The organism is Streptomyces caniscabiei, assembly GCF_014930365.1.
Classification (GTDB): domain Bacteria; phylum Actinomycetota; class Actinomycetes; order Streptomycetales; family Streptomycetaceae; genus Streptomyces; species Streptomyces caniscabiei.
Window position 1 is genome coordinate 1 of record NZ_JABXWI010000007.1, and the last position, 20,709, is coordinate 20,709.

Consider the following 20,709-nt stretch of genomic DNA (forward strand, 5'->3'; position numbering starts at 1 on the left):
GGAAACGCCCGGTTACATTCCGAACCCGGAAGCTAAGCCTTACAGCGCCGATGGTACTGCAGGGGGGACCCTGTGGGAGAGTAGGACGCCGCCGAACAATATTTGAGAAAGCCCCTGCCGGGTTGCCGGCGGGGGCTTTCTGCATTTCCGGACCTATTTCCGGTCGTTTAGGGTCGAGTCATGCGCTACGACCTCGTGATCTTCGACAATGACGGTGTCCTCGTCGACAGCGAGCCGATCTCCAACCGGATTCTCGCCGAGTACCTGACCGAACTCGGGCACCCGACCTCGTACGAGGAGTCCATCCGGGACTACATGGGGTCCGCCATGCATCGGATTCACGAGCTCGTCCTGGAGCGGACCGGGCGGACGCTGCCGGATGACTTCGACGACGTCTTCCACCGGCGGGTGTTCACCGCGTTCGAGCGGGAGTTGGTGGCCGTGCCGGGGGTCGTCCCGGTGCTGGAGAAGCTGGTCGCGGACGAGGTGCCGTACTGCGTGGCGTCGTCCGGGAGTCATGAGCGGATCCGGGTGGGGCACCGGACGACCGGGCTGGACCGGTGGTTCGGGGACGGGCTCGTGTTCAGTGCGCAGGACGTGGGGCGGGGGAAGCCGGCACCGGATCTCTTCCTGCACGCGGCCGAGCGGATGGGGGTGGCCCCGGAGAGGTGCGCTGTCGTCGAGGACAGCCCCCTCGGCGTGCGGGCGGGGCTCGCGGCCGGGATGGATGTGTACGGCTTCACCGCGATGACGCCGGCCGAGAAGCTGACCGGGGCCAGGGGGTACTTTTCGGACATGGGGGCCCTGCTGGCCCTGCTGGCCTGAAGGCGCTCGTCACGGTTAGTTGAGCAGTATTCAACTTCCTCTACCCACGGGTAGGTCGCGGCCCCTACTGTGCCGCCATGACAGATGTACTGCGGCGCGGTAGGGCCGCGTTGGCGTTCAGCTTCTTCGCTCAGGGTGTCGCCTTCGCGCTGCTCGTGACGCGGATTCCGGCCATTCAGGACCGGTACGGGGTCTCCGACGCGCTGTTGCCCGCCTTCCTCGCCGCCGTGCCGATCCTCGCCGGGGTCGGCAGCGTCTGCACCGAGCAGCTCGTGAAGAAGGTGCCGCCGAGCCTGGTGCTGCGGTGGTCCCAGCCCGTCGTGCTCCTGGCCCTGCTCGGGGTGGGGGCCGGTGAGCAGATGGTCGTCCTCGGTGCCGCGCTGGCCGCCTTCGGGCTGGCGGTCGGGGCGCTCGACGCCTCGATGAACATGCTCGGGGTGAGCCTGCAGCGGTCGTACGGGCGGAGCATCATGCTCGGCTTCCATGCCGTGTACAGCCTGGGCGGGATAGCCGGGGCCTCGCTGGCGTGGGTCGGGGCGCACTGGGACCTGGCGCTGCTGGTGTCGTATCTGCCGGTGGTCGTCGTGCTGTTGCCGGCGGTGCTGGTCGGGAGCCGGTGGTACGTCGACGCCGGGCCGGAGACGGCTGAGAAGGAGGACGCCGTTCCGGCGGAGGCGGTTGGGGCCGGTGGGTCCGTCGCCTTCAAGATGCTGCTGCCGCTCTGTCTGGTGATGTGCTTCGCCTACATCGGGGACTCGACCGTCTCCAACTGGAGCGCCAAGTACTTGCAGGACGTACTGGGCAGCAGTGAGCAGCTCGCGACGGTGCCCTACAACGTCTATATGGTCACCACGCTGCTCGGGCGGTCGATCGGTGACTTCGGGGTGCGCAGGTTCGGGGCCGCGGCCGTGGTGCGGGCCGGGGCACTGATCGCGGCGGTCGGGTTCGCCGTGGTGGCGGGCGCGCCGGGGGCCTGGGTGGGCATGCTCGGGTTCACGCTGCTGGGGCTCGGGCTGTGTGTGCTGGTGCCGCAGACGTTCGCAGCGGCGGGGCGGTTGTTCCCCGGAGCTTCGGACGCGGCCGTCGCGCGGCTGAATATCTTCAACTATGTCGGGTTCTTGATTGGTTCTCCGCTGGTCGGGGCCGTGGGGGATCTCTGGAGCTATCGCGGGGCGATGCTCATTCCGATGGCGTTGGTGCTGGTGACCCTGGTGTACGCCCGCTCGTTCGAGACCGAACCGGACCGATACGGTGGCGGGCATGAGCGGCCGCGCACAGCTGATGTGGGACGAGGCAGTAACGGGCTATGACTTCGGTCCGGACCATCCGATGGATCCGGTCCGGCTGGCGTTGACCCGGAGCCTGGTGACTGCCTTCGGGCTCGACCGGGAGATGGACGTCGTCTCGGCGAGGCCCGCCGGGGAGTCGACGCTGCGGCTCGTGCACCGCGAGGACTACGTGGCGGCGGTCCGGGCCGCGTCCGCCGATCCCGCGGGCGCGGACGGATCGTACGGGCTGGGAACGGTCGACGATCCGGCCTTCGCCGGGATGCATGAGGTCTCCGCGCTCATCGCGGGGCAGTCGGTGGCGGCGGCGGAGGCCGTGTGGCGGGGGAACGCGCTGCACGCCGTGAACTTCGCGGGCGGGCTGCACCACGCGATGCCCGGGGGCGCCTCGGGGTTCTGCATCTACAACGACGCGTCGATCGCCATCGCCCGGCTGCTGGAGCTGGGGGCCGAGCGGGTCGCCTATGTGGATGTCGACGTGCATCACGGGGACGGGGTGCAGGCGGCGTTCTGGGAGGACCCGAGGGTTCTGACGATCTCGCTGCACGAGCACCCGAGGACCCTGTTCCCGCAGACCGGGTGGCCCGAGGAGACGGGGGCCCCGTCGAGTGCGGAGGGGTCGGCGGTGAACGTGGCGCTGCCGGCGGGGACCGGGGACGCGGGGTGGGTGCGGGCGTTCCACGCGGTCGTGCCGGAGCTGATCGCCGACTTCCGGCCGCAGGTGCTGGTGACCCAGCACGGCGCCGATACGCACTTCGAGGATCCGTTGGCGCATCTGGCGGTGTCGCTGGACGCGCAGCGGGCGGTCCAGGTGGCGCTGCACGAGCTGGCGCACGAGTACGCCGACGGGCGGTGGGTCGCGCTCGGTGGGGGCGGGTACGCGGTGGTGGATGTGGTGCCGAGGTCGTGGACGCATCTGGTGGCGATCGCGGCGGGGCGGGAGATCGCGCCGGAGACGGTGGTCCCCGAGGAGTGGCGGCAGCAGGTGTTCGCGCGGACGCGGCAGTTGGCGCCGGCGCGGATGACTGATGGGCGGTGGCCTGTGGAGTGGGCCGGGTGGGAGGCGGGGTACGACCCCGCGGATCGGTTGGATCAGGCGGTGTTGGCTGCGCGGAAGGCTGTGTTTCCGTTGCGGGGGTTGTTGCCGTAGGGGGTTTCTCGCCCCCGCCGCCCCTACCCGTCCCATCCACCAGGGGCTGCGCGCCGCCTTCGACCCCCGGTCAAAGACTCGGGGCTCCGCCCCGGACCCCGTTCGCGCAGTTCCCCGCGCCCCTAACGGGTCTTACGCCAACTGTGTGGTTCGGCAAGGGGTTTCCGTGCGCGGGGGGCGGGGTGTGCGTCAGCATCTGAGAGTGGTGAGCGGTGGGGCGTTGCGGCGGCATCTGGTGGGCTTCGGGTTGGCCGGGCGGGTCGCCACCGCGAGGGAAGCGAGTCTGCGGAGTTATCGGTTGTTCGCGGCTCGGGATCCTCGGTTTCTGATCGGTATCGATCCCGAGATGTCTTGGCGCCAGCGGGATGTGCTCGCTTTGATGGCGGAGAGGTGCGGGGTTTCGGCCGATCCAGGGTGTACATCCGGGCAGGATGTGATCGATCCGGAGCTGACCGTCGGGGCGCTGGACCGCTTCGCGGAACGGCTCGGGGCGGTCGCTCGGAGTGGTGGGGCGGTGCTCTTCGGGACCGGGCACCCGCACCGGCTGATCGGGTTCTACGGCGCGTTGGCGGACGCTTTGTCGGCGGCGGGATGTGAGGTTCTCACCCCTGCGACGGGTAGACGTGTCGACATAACGACCCGGTTCGGTCTACGCACGTACAACCTCGACTACGTACGAGGTGTCGCTCTCGTCCGTGAGGCGCCCGCCCTGCGCTCCGGTTGTGCGACCGGCGTGCACACGCATTCGCCGCTCCCGGTTCGGACGGTCCTGGCGGCCGCCGCGGAGGCCGGCGGGCCCCTCCCGGACCTCGTGGTGGGAGACCATGGATGGGTCTGCGGGGCAGGTCAGCTGGGGTTCGAGGCGATCGGGCTCGCCGATACGGACGATCCGGCGCTCTTCGTGGGGGAGGCGGAGGGGCGGGTGTCCGTCGCCGTTCCACTTGATGACGGTGTGCGGTCTGATTACTACCGACCGCTGACCCGCTACGTACTCAATCGGGCGTGTCTGTCACAGTAGGCCGCCGATGGCATCCCCTCTTCCCCACTCGCATCACGCGCCCCTACATTGGGGAGTGAGCACGCAGCGACGAAGAGTCACCGGAAGGGGAAGCCGGTGGCCGTCGAGTGCGGAAGGTTCAGGTGTGTCATGGCTGCAGCTGGCGAGAGGCCTCTGAACGAGGTTCAGTTCCTGACCGTGGCGGAAGTCGCCGCGGTGATGCGCGTGTCGAAGATGACCGTGTACCGCTTGGTGCACAGCGGTCATCTGCCGGCGATCCGGGTGGGCAGGTCCTTCCGGGTGCCGGAGCAAGCGGTACACGAGTACCTCCGCGAGAGCTATGTGGGGGTGGAGACGGCCTGACGGCCATCGGGGCCGAGGGGCTCCCGGAGGCCCTGCGGGACCTCCGGGATACCCCGGCTCCCCCTCGATTACGACCTCAGCGCTCGGACGGGTAGGCTGGCCCCTCGTAGGTCGTATGGGCCCATGGCGCCCAAACACCGAGTGATGAGAAGTGAGCGAGGGTAGTCGTGGGCTCTGTTATCAAGAAGCGGCGCAAGCGGATGGCTAAGAAGAAGCACCGCAAGCTGCTCAAGCGCACCCGCGTTCAGCGTCGCAACAAGAAGTAAGGCGGTCCGGCCCCGAGATCGGGGTCCTGGCCGGCCCCCCTCGCGTAAGGGGGCCGTACGCCTTGCTCTCTTGCGCGAACGCTGTCGAGAACGCGTTGCCGCGGCCCCCCACCGGAATCGGTGGGGGGCCGCGGTGTTCTCCCGTTCACGGGTTTGCACCGGTCGTGGTTTTTTGCCGGTCGTTGACGGGGTCGCGGTCACCACAGCGCAACATCGACCCGCTAACGTGGCCGCACACGGGGAACCCGGAGAACTCACGGAGAACACGAGGAAGGCGCTGATCTTGGGGAAGGTCGTGCTCGTCACCGGCGTGGCCCGTCAGCTGGGTGGCCGGTTCGTGCGGCGGATCCAGCGTGACCCGCAGGTCGACCGGGTCATCGCGGTGGACGCGGTGCCGCCGGGACACCACCTGGGCGGCGCGGACTTCGTCCAGGCCGACATCCGTCAGCCCGCCATAGCCCGCCTGCTGGCCGAGCACAACGTGGACACCGTGGTGCACATGGACGTCACGGGCACCCCGCTGGGCAGCGGCGGCCGCGCCACGCTCAAGGAGACCAACGTCATCGGCACCATGCAGTTGCTCGGTGCCTGTCAGAAGTCCCCGTTGGTCAAGCGGCTGGTCGTGAAGTCCAGTACGAACGTGTACGGTTCCGCGCCGCGCGATCCGGCCGTGTTCACCGAGACCACCCCGCCCAAGTCGCTGCCCAGCGGCGGCTTCGCCAAGGACACCGTCGAGGTCGAGGGGTACGTCCGCGGGTTCGCCCGGCGGCGGCCCGACGTGGCCGTGTGTGTGCTGCGGTTCGCGAACATCCTCGGGCCGAGCGCCGATTCGCCGCTCGCCTCGTACTTCTCGCTGCCGGTGCTGCCGACCGTGCTCGGCTACGACCCCCGGCTGCAGTTCGTGCACGAGGACGACGTCATCGAGGTGCTGCGGATCGCCTCGCACGAACCGGCGCGCGGCACCCTCAACAGCGGCACGTTCAACATCGCCGGCGACGGTGTGCTGCTGCTCTCGCAGTGCGCGCGGCGTCTCGGCCGGCCGACGGTGCCGCTGCTGATGCCGGCGGTCAGCTGGGTCGGCTCCATGGTCCGCACGCTGGGTGTCACCGACTTCTCGCCGGAGCAGCTGCGGCTGCTGACGCACGGGCGGGTCGTGTCGACCAACCAGATGCGCGAGACGCTCGGCTACCGGGCCCGGTACACGACCGCCGAGACGTTCGCGGACTTCGCGCGCAGCAGGGGGCCCGGCCTCGTGCCCCCCGAGGCCCTCGCAGGGGCCATCGACCGGATCGCCGCCCTGCCCGTGCCCACCGTGGGTGGCGGTCAACCCCCTACGCAGAGCGCCAACTGAGGAGCGCATCAACGATGGCGGATGCCAAGGTCATTCCGTTCGACGACGACCGGACGCGCGGGGGTGCCGCGCAGCGCCCGCCGCGTCGGCGGAGTACGGGAACCCGGCGCAAGGGCGAGAGCGCGGTCGTCCGGGACGTCCGGGAATCCGGCGAGGTCCAGGCCCTCCCCGGACGGGCGGCGGGGACGGATGATGTCCCTGTGACACGGGAGAAGCCGGAGCCGCCCCAGGAGGCCGCCGAGGCACAGGACGGCGGCGGGCTGGAGCGCCGGATCGCGGGCGGTCTCGCGTTCCTGCGCAAGCGGCTCACGGGTGACTACGAGGTCGACGACTTCGGCTACGACGCCGAACTCACCGACCAGGTGCTGATGTCCCTGCTGCGGCCGGTGTACGAGAAGTACTTCCGGGTCGAGGTGAAGGGCATCGAGAACATCCCGACGGACGGCGGCGCCCTGATCGTCTCCAACCACTCGGGGACGCTGCCGCTGGACGGCCTGATGATGCAGGTCGCCGTGCACGACAACCACCCCACGGGGCGGCATCTGCGGCTGCTCGCGGCGGACCTGGTCTTCATGCTGCCGGTGGTCAACGAGCTGGCCCGCAAGCTCGGGCACACCCTCGCGTGCGCGGAGGACGCCTCACGGCTGCTGGAGCAGGGCGAGCTGGTCGGCGTCATGCCGGAGGGCTTCAAGGGGCTCGGCAAGCCCTTCGGGGACCGCTACAAGCTCCAGCGGTTCGGCCGGGGCGGCTTCGTCTCCACGGCCCTGCGGACGGGGACGCCGATCATCCCGTGCTCGATCGTGGGCGCGGAGGAGATCTACCCGATGATCGGGAACTCGAAGACGATCGCCCGGCTGCTCGGTTTCCCGTACTTCCCGATCACGCCGACGTTCCCGTGGCTCGGCCCGCTGGGCGCCGTACCGCTCCCGACGAAGTGGACGATCCAGTTCGGCGAGCCGATCCCGACGGACGGGTATCCGCCGGAGGCCGCCGAGGACCCGATGCTGATGTTCAACCTGACCGACCAGGTGCGGGAGCAGATCCAGCACACGTTGTACAAGCTGCTGGTGCAGCGGCGGTCGGTGTTCTTCTAGCGTCGACCGTCGTACCGCGGAACTATTCGCCGGTGTCGCCGTCGATGCCCAGGCCGGGCAGGAGGCCCGGGAGGAGGGGCGGGAGGGTGACCTCGGGGTCGTCGGGCGGGGTGGACCTGCCGGTGGACGGGGAGGAGCTGGTGGTGTCGTCCTGGGGCGGATCCAGCAGGCCGCCGGTGGTGCCGCCGACGAGGCCCTCGCCGCCGCTGTCCGCGTCGGACGTGGACGGCTTGGGCTTGCCGCCGGTGTCCTCGGCGCTGCCGGCGGAACCGCCGGAGGCGCTCGGGGCCGGGCGGCCGGGGTCCGTGGTGCCGGGGGAACCGGTGCCGGGGGAGCGCTGCTTGCCGTCGCCGCCCCGGGTGGGGGGCTGCGGCAGGAGCGACGAGTGTGGGGCGACCTCGTCGTCTATGGCGTCGAAGACCGACGAGACCTGCTGACTCACGTCCCCGAGCTGCACGGGCAGCCGGTCACGGAGCGCGCCCCAGGCCTCGCGGTGGGACCGGGAGAAGGCCGACAGGGCCCGGATCGGTCCCAGGGAGCCCGGATCTCGCTCGAACGCCTCGTGGAGCAGCCGGTGGCCCTCGGCGGCGTCGTGGCGCATGCCGTTGAGGGCGCGGCGGATCTCGCCGAGCGACTCGTGGTCGAGGTGTCCGCTCCGGCCGCGCTCCATGAGGCGGCGGGCCTCACCGAGCCGGGTGGACGCCTGGTCCAGATAGAGCCGGCCCCGGTCGTCGCTGTCGTCGGCCAGGGTCAGTTTCACGTCCTCGATGCCGCGCTTGAGGCCGTAGAGCGAGTCACCGGGGAGAGCGTCCGAGCTGGCGGCGGCCACACCGCCGAAGGCGCTCGCGGCCACACCGACGCTGAGCCCGCCCGCGGCGAGCCCCTTCGTCAGGCGGGACCTTGGTCGCAACTTGCCCAGCGGGCTCGCCCGGTGAGCGCCTCGCCCCTTGCCGGATCGCTGCTCGGGCACCGAAGGGTCCGACGCCTCGCGCCCCGGCAGCGTGCCGTCCCGCAGCATGGCTTCCATCGCGGCCACCAACTGGGCGCGATGGACGACCTTGACCTCGGGGTCGAGCACTGGCTTGGGCAGCTCGTCGAGACCGGTGGTGAGGGCCAACATGCGGCCCTGCTCGGTCTGTTCCGCTGCCGGGGCCGGTGCCGATCCCTCGGGCTGCTCGGCCGCCGTGCCCCGGTCGGACAGCTCCTCCAGGGCCTGGGCGAAGGCGTTCGCCCGCCGGTGCGCCGATACGTTCGCGATCACTGGCGGCACCTCCTCTCGTCATGACGGTCGACTCCCCAGGGGGTCCTGAGGGTTGCACGACCCTGACCGAGCAACACGATCGAGTGATCGGTGTCGGCCAGGCGCGACCACAGGGAGCCTGTATCCCGCACAACGAGCGGCGCGGCACTTGGGTTACGGACGGCGGATGATCGGACGAGGAAGTCAACGGACTTCGACGCAGGGTGAGTTGGGTGTCGCGGAGCGTATGTGATCGATGCGCCCGGTCGACCCGATGGGCCGGCGGCTCGGCCGTGGTGGTCCCGGTGGGCGGGGCTTCAGCGGGCGTCGTCCGGGAGGAGGCGGGCGAGGGTGCGGACCGCGCGGTACTGGAGGGTCTTGATCGCGCCCTCGTTCTTGCCCATGACCCGGGCCGTCTCGGCGACGGAGAGGCCTTGGAGGAAGCGGAGGGTGACGCACTCCTGCTGCTGGGGGTTGAGCCGGCGTACGGCTTCCAGGAGGGCGGCGTTGGAGAGGGACTCCAGGACGGAGTCCTCGGGGGAGCGCTCGACCTCGTTGGCGTCGAGCATCTCGCCGGTGGTGACCTCCAGCCGGAAACGGCTGGACTTGAAGTGGTCGGCCACCAGGTTGCGGGCGATGGTGACCAGCCAGGCGCCGAAGTCGCGGCCCTGCCAGGTGAACGTGCCGATGCGGCGCAGGGCGCGCAGGAAGGTCTCGCTGGTGAGGTCCTCGGCGGTCGCCTTGCCGCCGACGCGGTAGTAGATGTAGCGGTAGACGGTGTCGCTGTACTGGTCGTACAGCCGGCCGAAGGCGTCGGCCTCGCCGGACTGGGCGCGTTCGACGAGGTCCATCATGCGGGCGCTGTCGCTGTCCGCGGCGGGACGGCGGGTGGTCGTGGCGGTGGATCCCGAACGGCCTCGTCTGCCCACCGTCGCGCTGCCGTCGGCCAGTGCGTAGCACGGGCCGACGGGCGCGGCGGAGGTGGCGAGGGCGGGGACGGCGTACGCGGTGGGGACGAAGCCGCGCAACAGTTGGTTGACCGTCGCGCGCAGCGTAGCCAGGCCCGAGGCGTCAACCCCGACGTGTGGGTACACGGGACTCCCAGAGGCAGAGCTTCCATCACGTGCAGTGCGGAACCTTTCACCCGTCGTAGCGACGGAGGGGTACCGGTTTGCGTTTGAGGAGAATAACGCTTCGTGCAGGCACTGCTACACCCAGTTGCTCAAATCATCGATTACGTCGCTTCTGTTACCGATTGACGGCTGCTCAAGTTCCGTTCCGTGATCGGTTGTTGATCGATTGGGTTCGTGTTCCGTCTGGGTGCGGGGCGTGTTGTGGTCGGGTGCGGACGGCGTGACTGAGGGGGGTGCGGTGGGGGTATGACCGCTGGAATGCCGAGGTGACGGGGGCCGGAGCCCCGGACGCGCGAACGCCGGAGGGGCTGGGAGAACCCAGCCCCTCCGGCGTTCGAGAAACGATCAGCCGTTCAGCGGCGGCGGCGGTGCAGCGCGATCGCGGCCGCCGTGCCGCCGGCCACCGCGCCGACGCCCGCCGCCGCGGGCAGACCGACCTTGGCGGCCTTGCGGGCGGTGCGGTAGTCGCGCAGCCGCCAGTCCATGTCGCGGGCGTGCTTGCGGAGTTTGCTGTCGGGGTTGATGGCGTACGGGTGACCCACGAGCGACAGCATCGGGATGTCGTTGTGGGAGTCGCTGTACGCGGCGCAGCGCGAGAGGTCGAGGCCCTCGGCGGCGGCCAGGGCGCGGACGGCCTCGGCCTTCGCCGGGCCGTGCAGCGGCTCGCCGACCAGCTTGCCGGTGTAGACGCCGTCGACGGACTCCGCGACCGTGCCCAACGCGCCGGTCAGGCCTAGGCGTCGGGCGATCACCTGGGCGATCTCGACGGGGGCGGCCGTGACGAGCCAGACCTTCTGGCCGGCGTCGAGGTGGGCCTGGGCCAGGGCGCGGGTGCCCGGCCAGATGCGCTCGGCCATGTACTCGTCGTAGATCTCCTCGCCGATGATCGTCAGTTCGGCGACGCGGTGGCCCTGGACGATGGAGAGCGCGGAGTTCTGGGCGTCCTGCATGTGTTCGGGGTCCTCGGAGCCCGCCAGCCGGAACCACGCCTGCTGCCAGGCGAATCGGGCGAGGTCGCGGGTCTCGAAGAACTTCCGCTTGTACAGGCCCCGGCCGAAGTGGAAGAGCGAGGCGCCCTGCATGACGGTGTTGTCGAGGTCGAAGAACGCGGCGGCCTTGTCGTCGCCGAGGACCGGGAACTCCGGTTCCTTGACTGCGTCGGGCGCGGGGGAGACGTCCTCCAACTCCTGGGAGGACTTGCGCGCTGCCTCCGCAGAGGCCTCGCCTGCCAAAACGCTCCGCGCCGTGGCGGAGCGCCTACGGGGAGTGAGCCATCCGAGAGCGGCCATGTCGTGAGCATAGCCAGTCTGTTCGGTACTTCCGGAGTCCGGAGGTTTGCGGGCTGTGAACTCTCCGGGGACGTGAGGTTGCGGGGGTCGTCACGGCGGCGTGTCCGCGTGTGGACGAGGGCGTGACGGGTGGGGAAAAGGGCAGGTCGTGTGCTTCGTGGTGAGGAGGAGGTGTGGAAGTCCGGTGCGGAGCGACAATGGCCGGCATGAGTGCGATGTTCCGGCGGGCGCCGAAGAATCCCGGTGAGCGACTCGTCACACTGATCGGCAAACCGGGGTGCCATCTGTGCGACGACGCGGAGGCGGTGATCGGGAAGGTCTGCGGTGAGCTGGGCGTTCCCTGGGAGAAGAAGGACATCACCGAGGACGAGGAACTGCACCGCGAGTACTGGGAGCAGATCCCGGTGGTGCTCGTGGACGGCGCGCAGCACACCTTCTGGCGTGTGAACGAGGAGCGCCTTCGCAAAGCCCTCTCCCAGAGGTGACCCGAGTGTGACCTGACCGACCAGTCCAAGTGGTCCCAAAAGTCGCTTAGGATCGATGGGCTGGTTGGTCTCGGGGGCGGGATTCGTGAGGAGAGTGTGCGGTTTTGCCCCCGTCGTGCAAGGCGTCAGGTGAGGAACGAGGGCACGCCTGTGTCGGTTCCACGCGCGTGCGTCGGGTGTGCGTGACCCCGGTCACGTTGGCCGGGCAAATCGGACACCATCTTTGTGCACGCGTTCACAAAGACATAGCCTGCTGTCGACGGGGCGGTCTGGGGACGCATGACCGCCCGCAGCCCCGCTCTACCCGCAGGAGCACCGTGGCAACTGGCCGAACTCACCGACCGGCGACCCGTAGCCGAGGGATTCCCGAGGCCACCGTCGCCAGGCTTCCGCTGTACCTCCGTGCCCTGACCGCGCTGTCGGAGCGCTCGGTACCCACCGTTTCATCCGAGGAACTGGCGGCCGCCGCCGGGGTCAACTCCGCGAAGCTGCGCAAGGACTTCTCGTACCTCGGCTCGTATGGGACGCGGGGCGTGGGCTACGACGTCGAGTATCTCGTCTACCAGATCTCGCGTGAGCTGGGGCTGACCCAGGACTGGCCGGTCGTGATCGTCGGTATCGGCAACCTCGGCGCCGCGCTCGCCAACTACGGCGGGTTCGCCTCGCGCGGGTTCCGGGTGGCGGCCTTGATAGACGCCGATCCGGCGATGGCGGGCAAGCCGGTCGCGGGGATCCCGGTCCAGCACACGGACGAGCTGGAAAAGATCATCGACGACAACGGGGTGTCCATCGGCGTCATCGCCACCCCCGCCGGTGCCGCCCAGCAGGTGTGCGACCGGCTGGTCGCCGCCGGGGTCACGTCGATCCTGAACTTCGCGCCCACCGTCCTGTCCGTGCCGGACGGTGTCGACGTGCGCAAGGTGGACCTCTCCATCGAGCTCCAGATCCTCGCCTTCCACGAGCAGCGCAAGGCCGGCGAGGAGGCCGCGGCCGAGGCCGACGCCGTACCGCCGGCTCCCAGGGAGTCCGGGAAAGGGCCCGACGGGGATGTCCCCGCCGTGATGCCGGCATGAGTCTCCTGGTCGTCGGGCTGAGTCACCGCAGCGCTCCGGTGAGCGTGCTGGAGCGGGCCGCGCTGTCCCTGGACGCGCAGATCAAGTTGCTTCAGGACACGGTCGCCGCCGAGCCGGCCACGGAGGCCGCCGTCCTCGCCACCTGCAACCGCATCGAGCTCTACGCCGACGTGGACAAGTTCCACGCGGGCGTCGCCGAGCTGTCCACGCTGCTGGCCCAGCACAGCGGGGTGGGGCTCGACGAGATCACCCCGTATCTCTACGTGCACTACGAGGACCGGGCCGTCCACCATCTGTTCTCCGTGGCCTGCGGGCTCGACTCCATGGTCGTCGGCGAGGGGCAGATCCTCGGGCAGATCAAGGACGCGCTGGCCCGCGCGCAGGAGCTGCACACCGCCGGGCGCCTGCTGAACGACCTGTTCCAGCAGAGCCTCAGGGTCGGCAAGCGAGCCCACTCCGAGACCGGGATCGACCGGGCCGGACAGTCGCTCGTGACCTTCGGCCTGGAGCAGTTCACCACCGGTACGGACGTCGCGGACTGGGCCCGGGGCAAGCGGGCCGTCGTGATCGGCGCCGGGTCGATGTCCTCGCTGGCCGCCGCGACCCTCGCGCGAGCCGGCGTCGGCGAGATCGTGATCGCCAACCGGACGCACGACCGGGCCGAGCGGCTCGCGCACCTGCTCGAAGAGCAGTACGGGCACGGCGTGACCGCACCGGGCGAGACGGAGGTGCTGGCCCGCGCGGTCCCGATGGAATCGGTGCCGGACGAGCTGACACGTGCGGACGTCGCCGTCTCCTGCACCGGCGCCACGGGCCTGGTGCTGACCGCCGAGATGGTCGCCGCGGCCGTCGAGGGACGGGTGCCCCAGGGCGCGCTTCCCGCGGAGGCCGGGACGCGCACCGACGTACGGCCGGTCCTGCCGCCGACCTCGCTCGGCAGCGACGACGACTGCCCCCTCGACCTGCCCGCCGTGCAGGGCGGTGGCTTCTCCGTGCACGGGGAGGCCGCGGTGGCCGGAATGGACGCGGCCACCCTGGAGCAGCACGCGGCCTGGGTCGACAACGCGACCGTCGACCGGCGCGCGAGCCGTCGCACGCCGGAGCGTGAGGCCGCGCGTACGCCCGAAGCCGACGCCGAGCTGATCGCCGCGCTCGTCGCGACCGTCGCCGTCACCGGGCGGATCACCGAGCTGCGCCGGCCCGAGCCCGTCGTCGAGGTGCCCCGGCCCGCGCCCGTGCTGGCGCTGCTGGACCTGGCGATGCCCCGGGACATCGACGCCGCGGCGCACCGGCTGGCCGGGGTGCGGCTGGTCGACATCGAGTCGCTCGCCGAGGTCTCCGCCGACGCGCCGATGGCCTCCGACGTCGACATGGTGCGGAGGATCGTTTCGGACGAGGTGGCCGCCTTCGGCGCCGCCCAGCGGGCCGCGCACATCACACCCACCGTCGTGGCGCTGCGTGCCATGGCCGCCGATGTCGTCGCCGGCGAGATCGCCCGCCTGGAGGGCCGGCTGCCGGACCTCGACGACAAGCACCGCGGCGAGATCACCCAGACCGTGCGGCGCGTCGTCGACAAGCTGCTGCACGCCCCGACCGTACGGGTCAAGCAACTCGCGGCCGAGCCGGGCGGCGCCGGGTACGCGGACGCGCTGCGCACCCTGTTCGACCTGGACCAGGAGACGGTCGCGGCCGTGTCCCGGGCCGAGAGCAGTTCCAAGAACGACGCCGAGAACCGAGGGCGATCATGAGTGACCAGGCACTGAGGCTGGGGACCAGGCGGAGCAAACTCGCCATGGCCCAGTCCGGGCAGGTGGCGGAGAGGGTCCGCCGGCTGACCGGGCGGCCCGTCGAACTCGTGGAGATCACGACGTACGGCGACGTCTCCCGGGAGCAGCTGGCGCAGATCGGCGGCACGGGCGTGTTCGTCACCGCGCTGCGCGAGGCGCTGCTGCGCGGCGAGGTCGACTTCGCCGTGCACTCCCTCAAGGACCTGCCGACCACGCACCCGGACGACCTGGCGCTGGCCGCCGTGCCGGTGCGCGAGGACGCGCGCGACGTCCTGGTCGCCCGGGACGGGCTCACCTTCGAGCAGCTGCCCGCCGGCGCCCGCGTCGGTACGGGTTCGCCCCGGCGCATGTCCCAGCTGAACGCGTACGCGCGCAGTCACGGGCTCACCATCGAGACGGTTCCGATCCGCGGGAACGTCGACACGCGGATCGGTTACGTACGGAAGGGCGAGCTGGACGCAGTGGTCCTGGCCGCCGCCGGACTGAACCGGATCGGACGGAGCGACGAAGTGACCGACTTCCTCTCGGTCGACACAGTTTTGCCCGCCCCCGGCCAGGGGGCACTGGCGATCGAATGCACCGCGGACAATGCGGAGCTGATCGCCGCGCTCGGTGGCCTCGACGACCCGCACACCCGGGCCGCCGTGACCGCCGAGCGGTCCCTGCTCGCCGCCCTGGAGGCCGGTTGCAGCGCACCTGTGGGTGCGTTCGCCGACCTTCTGGCCGACGGGCAGATTGTCAAGGAGATGCGCCTGCGCGGCGTCGTCGGCACGACCGACGGCTCGACGCTGGTGCAGCTGTCCACCACCGGTCCCGTGCCCGAGACGTACGACCAAGCAATGGCGCTCGGCCGTGAACTCGCCGCCGAGATGCTCGCTAAGGGCGCGGCCGGTCTGATGGGGGAGCGAGCACATTGAGCCCCACCACCCTTCCCGCCGGTCCGGACCACGGTCACGTCACCTTCCTCGGTGCCGGACCCGGGGATCCGGGACTGTTGACACTGCGCGCCGTCGAGGCGCTGGCGAACGCGGACGTTCTCATCGCCGAGCACGACGTGCTCGACGTGGTGCGTACGCATGCCCGCGCCGGCGTCGCCCTACTGGACACCGACTCGAGCCCGCCGTCGGCCCTGACCGCGGCGTCCTCAGCCACTGCCTCTGCCTCTTCCGCGGCTACTTCAGCGGATACGTTTTCGGGCACAGGCACGCCTCAGCTGACGGTCGTTGACGGCGCGTCAACAACCGTTGGTGCACCCGCTGTGCGGGATGCGGCACATCTTGTCATGGAGGCCGCGCGGGGCGGCAAGCGGGTCGTGCGTGCGGTGTCCGGGGACCCCGGGCTCGACACGTACGCCACCGAGGAGATGCTGGCGTGCGCTGCCGCGGGCGTGCCGTTCGAGGTGGTCCCGGGCGTGGCGGCGGCCGTGGGCGTGCCCGCGTACGCCGGTGTGCCGCTGCGGGACGCGCAGGGCGCGGACGTCCGGTTCGTCGACGCCCGCACGGCGTCCGACCGCTGCTGGGCGGAGGTCGGGGTGTCCGACGGGACGGTCGTGGTCTCGGCGGCGCTGGAGACCGTGGCCGCCGCCGCGGGCGAACTGGTCGCCGCCGGCCGCAAGCCGGACACCCCCATGACGGTGACCGTCGCGGGCACGACGACGCGGCAGCGCACCTGGACCGCGACGCTCGGCACGATCGCGCAGACGCTGAAGCAGGCGAAGGTGCTGCCCTCGCCGGAGGGCGGCCGGCCGGTGATAGCCGTGGTCGGTGAGCGTTCCGCCGCGGCCCAGCGCGACCAGCTGTCGTGGTTCGAGAGCAAGCCGCTCTTCGGGTGGCGTGTCCTCGTACCGCGTACGAAGGAGCAGGCCGCCTCGCTCTCCGACCAACTGCGCTCGTACGGGGCCGTACCGCACGAGGTGCCGACGATCGCGGTCGAACCGCCGCGCACGCCGCAGCAGATGGAGCGGGCCGTGAAGGGCCTCGTGACCGGCCGCTACGAGTGGATCGCGTTCACTTCGGTCAACGCCGTCAAGGCGGTGCGGGAGAAGTTCGAGGAGTACGGGCTCGACGCCCGCGCCTTCGCCGGGATCAAGGTCGCGGCGGTCGGCGAGCAGACCGCCAAGGCGCTCATCGCCTTCGGGGTGAAGCCTGATCTGGTGCCCAGCGGGGAGCAGTCGGCGGCCGGTCTGCTGGAGGACTGGCCCCCGTACGACCCGGTCTTCGACCCGATCGACCGGGTGTTCCTGCCGCGCGCGGACATCGCCACGGAGACGCTGGTCGCCGGGCTGATCGAGCTCGGGTGGGAGGTCGACGACGTCACGGCGTACCGGACCGTGCGCGCGTCGCCGCCGCCGGCGGAGACCCGTGAGGCCATCAAGGGCGGTGGTTTCGACGCCGTGCTGTTCACCTCGTCCTCCACCGTGCGGAACCTGGTGGGCATCGCCGGGAAGCCGCACAACGTGACGGTGATCGCCTGTATCGGGCCCGCGACGGCCAAGACGGCCGAGGAGCACGGGCTGAGGGTGGACGTGATGGCTCCGGAGCCGTCCGTGCACAAGCTGGCCGAGGCGCTGGCGGACTTCGGGCTGCGGCGGCGGGCTGCCGCGGTGGAGGCCGGTGACCCCGTCACCCGGCCCAGCGAGCGGCGGCCGGGGGCGCGGCGACGGCGGTCGACGACGTAAGCGGCGGGCCGACGTGAGGGGCTCTGCCCCTTGACCCCCCGAGTGCCTCTGCGCTCGGGGGGTTCTGTCGTGGGGTGGGTGCGGGTGGGGGGTGGTTGCTCGCGCAGTTCCCCGCGCCCCTGAAAAGAGGCCTGCGGCCCTTTCAGTAGCGCGGTTCGCTCCGACGGATCGTCGGCAAAGGCACGGTTGGGCCGGGCGTAGCGTAGGTGTATGTCGAAGTACGGATCGTTTCCCGGTACGCGGCCCCGCCGGCTTCGTACGACGCCTGTGATGCGCAGGATGGTGGCCGAGACCCGGCTGCATCCCGCCGACTTCATCCTGCCCGCGTTCGTGCGCGAGGGCGTCGGCGAGCCGGTGCCGATCACGGCGATGCCGGGGGTCGTGCAGCACACGCGGGACAGTCTGAAGAAGGCCGCCGTGGAGGCCGTGGAGGCCGGAGTCTCCGGGATCATGCTGTTCGGCGTGCCGGAGGACGGGAAGAAGGACGCGCTCGGGACTCCCGGGACCGATCCCGACGGGATTCTGCAGGTCGCCCTGCGGGACGTACGGGCCGAGGTCGGGGACGAGTTGCTCGTCATGTCCGATCTGTGTCTCGACGAGACCACCGACCACGGGCACTGCGGGGTCCTCGACGACCAGGGCCGCGTCGACAACGACGCGACCCTGGAGCGGTATGCCGAGATGGCCCAGGTGCAGGCCGACGCCGGCGCGCACGTGGTCGGGCCCAGCGGGATGATGGACGGGCAGATCGGGGTCATCAGGGACGCCCTCGACCAGATCGGGCGGGAGGACGTCGCGATCCTCGCCTACACCGCCAAGTACGCCTCCGCGTTCTACGGGCCCTTCCGCGAGGCCGTCGGCTCCTCGCTGCGCGGGGACCGGAAGACCTACCAGCAGGACCCCGCCAACGTCCGGGAGTCGCTGCGCGAACTCGCCCTCGATCTGGAGGAGGGCGCCGACCTGGTGATGGTCAAGCCGGCCGGCCCCTACCTCGACATCGTCGCCCGGGTCGCGGACACCGTGGACGTACCGGTCGTCGCATACCAGATCTCCGGGGAGTACTCGATGGTCGAGGCCGCCGCCGAGAAGGGCTGGATCGACCGGGAGCGGGCCATCCTGGAGACGCTCACGGGGATCAAGCGGGCGGGTGCGCAGAACATCCTCACGTACTGGGCCGTCGAGGCGGCTCGTCTGCTGCGCTGAGTCCCGTACGGCAGGCGTTGCCGTTCAGTACTGGAGGGCGTCCTCCATGGTCGACTGCCAGTAGGTGACGGCCACCGAGTTGTCGACGTGGACGCCCTCGGCCGGGAGGGCGGGGGAGGCGGGGGAGCCGGCGTCGCTTCCGGCCTCGGTGCCCTGGAAGTGGATGACGACCTTCTTCTCCGTCGTGCCCTCGCCGCCGCTGCCGTCGGCGGCGGAGAGAAGGACACCCGCATAGCCCGACTCGCCGGGGGCCAGGGTCACCACGGCCTGCGGCTGCGACTCCTCGAACACGCGCGGCGCCGACTGGGCCTCGCCGAACCGGACCGTGGGGTTGTAGTAGAGATCGCAGTACTTCGAACCGGTGTTCTTGACGGTGATCAGCAGATGGTTGAGCGGGCGGGACACCGGCTGCGCGGTGACGGTGGTGTGGGAGCCGTTGCACGTGACGCGGTTCTCGGGGTCGGAGGGGTCCGAGGTCCCGCCCTTCGAGGCGGCCTTGTCGGCCGAGGTGCCGCCGGTGGAGCCGCCGCCCGTGCTCGTGCCGCCGGTGGAGCCCTCGGTGGTCGAGCCGCCGCTCGTGCCGGTGCCGCCCTCGGACGAACCCGAGGAGCCCGTGCTCCGGGAGGTCGAGGTGGAACCGCCCGCGGCTCCCTCGTCCCTCGTACCCATGCCGTTGTCGCACGCGGTGAGGGCGAGGGCGGCGAGCGCCGCTCCCGTCACGGCGATCAGACGGGCGGGGCGGGCCGTACGAGCGGAGCGAGCGGTGCGGAGCGTACGCATGAGAGGTCCCTTTCGGACAAAGCAAGTGGAGCAGGCTGAGAACACGTGCTCGAAGCCGGGCCGCTCGACCGGTGGGCCGGGAGCGGCGTGCTTGGATGACCACAGCTTGTGGGGTGTTCCGTCCCGGCCGCCACAGTCGACGGACGATCAGGGACGCTGGAACGCTCGCGAGGGCTTTGACCTGCAAGAACGTCCCTGCCCTGGAACGCGGAACGGGACGCGCGGGACGTGAGGGACGGAGGAAGACGTGTCGGGGAGCGGTACCGCGGACGGCCTGGGGGCTGATTTCGCCGAGCTGCTGCGGGAGTTGAAGGAGCGCTCCGGGCTGAGTTACGGGGTGCTCGCCAAGCGGCTCCACATGAGTACGTCGACGCTGCACCGTTACTGCAACGGGGACGCCGTACCGACGGACTACGCCCCCGTCGAGCGGCTGGCACGTCTCTGCAAGGCATCCCCGGAGGAGCTGGTCGAGCTGCACCGGACGTGGGTGCTCGCGGACGCGATGCGCCGGCGCAAGGGGGGTGACTCCGTCGGGGTGGCGGAGGGGGCGCGCGGTTCGGGTTCGGGTTCGGGTGCGACTGCGGGTGCGGGTGCGGGTGTGGTGTCGGCGGCGGGGTCGGGCTCGACGGCCGCCGGGACCGAGGTTTCGGAGACCCTGATCGGCGATGTGGTGTCCGGTGGGGCCGGGGCGCGCGGGCCGGCCCGGCGGCGGACACGGGTCGTTCTGGTCGCCGGGGCCGCCGTGGCCGCCGTGCTCGGGGCGGTGACGCTCGCCATGAGTCTGCCCTCCGGCGGCAAGGAGGACGGGGCCGGGCGTACGGCCGGGGCCGCGTCCGCCGACAGCGGCCGCGCGGAGGCGGACGGCAAGGGCTCCGCGTCGCCGACCGGTGCCTCGCCCTCCGTGTCCGCGAGCGAGTCGGGCGGCACGAAGGGGAAGGGCGCCGGTCAGGGTGCGGGTGCCTCGGCCACCGCGACTCCGACCGGCCGGGGCGGCGCGGGCTCGGGCGGTGCGGACGCGTCCCTCCCGGTGCCGCTGAACGTGAAGGTGGAGCCGTACACATGGGAGGACCCCTGCTCCCAGCGGTACCTGGCCGACCGGACGCCGGCGCGGGTCGCGCCGCCGCCGCTGGAGCAGGACGCGCCGGCCTGGGTGTCGTCGGAGGGCGCCGTGGCGTCGGGTGAGCAGTTCCTGACGCTCACCGTGCAGGGCACCGGCGAGGAGACCGTCGTCGTACGGAGTCTCAAGGTCCGGATGACCGACAAGCGGTCCCCCCTGGCCTGGAACGACTACGCCATGGGCTACCCGGGCGTCGGCTGCGGGGCCGGTGTCCCCACCCGCTCCTTCACGATCGCCCTCGACGCCGCGCGCCCCGATGTGCAGCCCAAGGCGGGCAGCAGGAACTTCCCCTACTCGGTCAGTCGGTCCGATCCGGAGGTCTACTACATCACCGCCGACGCCTCCGCGTACTACGTCAGCTGGTACCTGGAGCTGGAGTGGACCGCCGGCTCCCGCAGCGGCACGCTGCGGCTCGACGACGACGGCCGGCCGTTCCGTACGAGCGGCAACAACGGACGGCCGGCGTACGAGTATCCGCTCGGCGGGCCGAAGTGGGTTCCGGAGGGGACCACGCTGGGGGAGGGGGAAGACGGGAGCGATACGTGATTGACGAGTCCTCGTCAATAGGCATAGGTTCTGCGCCTGCCCCGGCT

General features: G+C 70.9%; 19 protein-coding genes and 1 rRNA gene. 16 read left to right on the forward strand and 4 right to left on the reverse strand.

The window, feature by feature from the left end; genetic code table 11:
- The 9 genes from rrf to HW837_RS19950 form a co-directional block, all read left to right on the forward strand.
- Positions 1-97 (forward strand): 5S ribosomal RNA (gene rrf, locus HW837_RS19910); the annotation flags it as partial.
- Positions 98-180: 83 nt separating this feature from the next.
- Entirely contained in the window at positions 181-825 is a 645-nt protein-coding gene (locus tag HW837_RS19915; protein ID WP_093789537.1) for an HAD family hydrolase, read from the forward strand.
- 77 nt (positions 826-902) lie between these two features.
- Positions 903-2,135, forward strand: a complete 1,233-nt coding sequence (locus tag HW837_RS19920; protein ID WP_093789536.1) for an MFS transporter — start codon at positions 903-905, stop codon at positions 2,133-2,135.
- Positions 2,086-3,261 carry an acetoin utilization protein AcuC gene (locus HW837_RS19925; RefSeq protein ID WP_093789546.1) on the forward strand — a complete coding sequence of 392 codons (1,176 nt, stop codon included), beginning with the start codon at positions 2,086-2,088 and terminating at the stop codon, positions 3,259-3,261. Before HW837_RS19920 ends, HW837_RS19925 begins: the two co-directional genes overlap by 50 nt.
- 202 nt (positions 3,262-3,463) lie before the next feature.
- The gene (locus tag HW837_RS19930) at positions 3,464-4,279 is read left to right on the forward strand and encodes a phosphatase (protein WP_045559272.1); all 816 of its coding nucleotides are present in this window, start codon (positions 3,464-3,466) and stop codon (positions 4,277-4,279) included.
- A gap of 129 nt (positions 4,280-4,408) precedes the next feature.
- Positions 4,409-4,621, forward strand: a complete 213-nt coding sequence (locus HW837_RS19935) for a helix-turn-helix domain-containing protein (protein WP_007443703.1) — start codon at positions 4,409-4,411, stop codon at positions 4,619-4,621.
- A gap of 167 nt (positions 4,622-4,788) precedes the next feature.
- Positions 4,789-4,887: a 30S ribosomal protein bS22 gene (locus HW837_RS19940; RefSeq protein WP_003948845.1), complete on the forward strand. Its 99-nt coding sequence runs from the start codon at positions 4,789-4,791 to the stop codon at positions 4,885-4,887.
- 283 nt (positions 4,888-5,170) lie between these two features.
- A complete protein-coding gene (locus tag HW837_RS19945; protein WP_045559575.1) occupies positions 5,171-6,238 on the forward strand; it encodes an NAD-dependent epimerase/dehydratase family protein in 1,068 nt (355 codons plus the stop codon).
- Between the two features lie 14 nt (positions 6,239-6,252).
- Positions 6,253-7,332, forward strand: a complete 1,080-nt coding sequence (locus tag HW837_RS19950) for a lysophospholipid acyltransferase family protein (RefSeq protein WP_045559273.1) — start codon at positions 6,253-6,255, stop codon at positions 7,330-7,332.
- A gap of 22 nt (positions 7,333-7,354) precedes the next feature.
- Here HW837_RS19950 and HW837_RS19955 read toward each other — a convergent pair whose 3' ends face one another.
- The 3 genes from HW837_RS19955 to HW837_RS19965 all read right to left on the reverse strand — a co-directional run bounded on the left by HW837_RS19955 (position 7,355) and on the right by HW837_RS19965 (position 10,994).
- Positions 7,355-8,593: a DUF5667 domain-containing protein gene (locus HW837_RS19955; RefSeq protein WP_193381972.1), complete on the reverse strand. Its 1,239-nt coding sequence runs from the start codon at positions 8,591-8,593 to the stop codon at positions 7,355-7,357.
- A 296-nt stretch (positions 8,594-8,889) separates the two neighbouring features.
- Positions 8,890-9,666 carry an ECF subfamily RNA polymerase sigma factor, BldN family gene (locus tag HW837_RS19960; RefSeq protein ID WP_013001616.1) on the reverse strand — a complete coding sequence of 259 codons (777 nt, stop codon included), beginning with the start codon at positions 9,664-9,666 and terminating at the stop codon, positions 8,890-8,892.
- Positions 9,667-10,058: 392 nt separating this feature from the next.
- A complete protein-coding gene (locus HW837_RS19965; protein ID WP_078853622.1) occupies positions 10,059-10,994 on the reverse strand; it encodes an HAD family hydrolase in 936 nt (311 codons plus the stop codon).
- 197 nt (positions 10,995-11,191) lie between these two features.
- Between HW837_RS19965 and HW837_RS19970 the strand changes: the two genes are divergently transcribed.
- The 6 genes from HW837_RS19970 (at position 11,192) to hemB (ending at position 18,219) form a co-directional block, all read left to right on the forward strand.
- Positions 11,192-11,479 (forward strand): glutaredoxin family protein, encoded by a 288-nt coding sequence (locus HW837_RS19970; protein WP_045559276.1) that lies wholly within the window; start codon positions 11,192-11,194, stop codon positions 11,477-11,479.
- A gap of 317 nt (positions 11,480-11,796) precedes the next feature.
- Positions 11,797-12,552: a redox-sensing transcriptional repressor Rex gene (locus tag HW837_RS19975; protein WP_045559277.1), complete on the forward strand. Its 756-nt coding sequence runs from the start codon at positions 11,797-11,799 to the stop codon at positions 12,550-12,552.
- On the forward strand, positions 12,549-14,300 hold the full coding sequence (locus HW837_RS19980; RefSeq protein WP_193381973.1) for a glutamyl-tRNA reductase: 1,752 nt from the start codon (positions 12,549-12,551) through the stop codon (positions 14,298-14,300). Before HW837_RS19975 ends, HW837_RS19980 begins: the two co-directional genes overlap by 4 nt.
- A complete protein-coding gene (hemC, locus tag HW837_RS19985) occupies positions 14,297-15,256 on the forward strand; it encodes a hydroxymethylbilane synthase (RefSeq protein WP_086786005.1) in 960 nt (319 codons plus the stop codon). The genes HW837_RS19980 and hemC overlap by 4 nt, the downstream gene beginning before the upstream one ends.
- Positions 15,253-17,016: a bifunctional uroporphyrinogen-III C-methyltransferase/uroporphyrinogen-III synthase gene (locus HW837_RS19990; protein ID WP_045559280.1), complete on the forward strand. Its 1,764-nt coding sequence runs from the start codon at positions 15,253-15,255 to the stop codon at positions 17,014-17,016. Before hemC ends, HW837_RS19990 begins: the two co-directional genes overlap by 4 nt.
- A gap of 210 nt (positions 17,017-17,226) precedes the next feature.
- The gene (gene hemB, locus HW837_RS19995) at positions 17,227-18,219 is read left to right on the forward strand and encodes a porphobilinogen synthase (protein WP_045559281.1); all 993 of its coding nucleotides are present in this window, start codon (positions 17,227-17,229) and stop codon (positions 18,217-18,219) included.
- A gap of 24 nt (positions 18,220-18,243) precedes the next feature.
- Here the strand turns inward: hemB and HW837_RS20000 are convergent, their stop codons facing one another.
- On the reverse strand, positions 18,244-18,999 hold the full coding sequence (locus tag HW837_RS20000) for a DUF4232 domain-containing protein (RefSeq protein WP_193381974.1): 756 nt from the start codon (positions 18,997-18,999) through the stop codon (positions 18,244-18,246).
- Between the two features lie 247 nt (positions 19,000-19,246).
- Here HW837_RS20000 and HW837_RS20005 point away from each other — a divergent pair, with 247 nt between their 5' ends.
- Positions 19,247-20,662 (forward strand): helix-turn-helix domain-containing protein, encoded by a 1,416-nt coding sequence (locus HW837_RS20005; RefSeq protein WP_313895555.1) that lies wholly within the window; start codon positions 19,247-19,249, stop codon positions 20,660-20,662.
- Positions 20,663-20,709 lie beyond the last annotated feature (47 nt).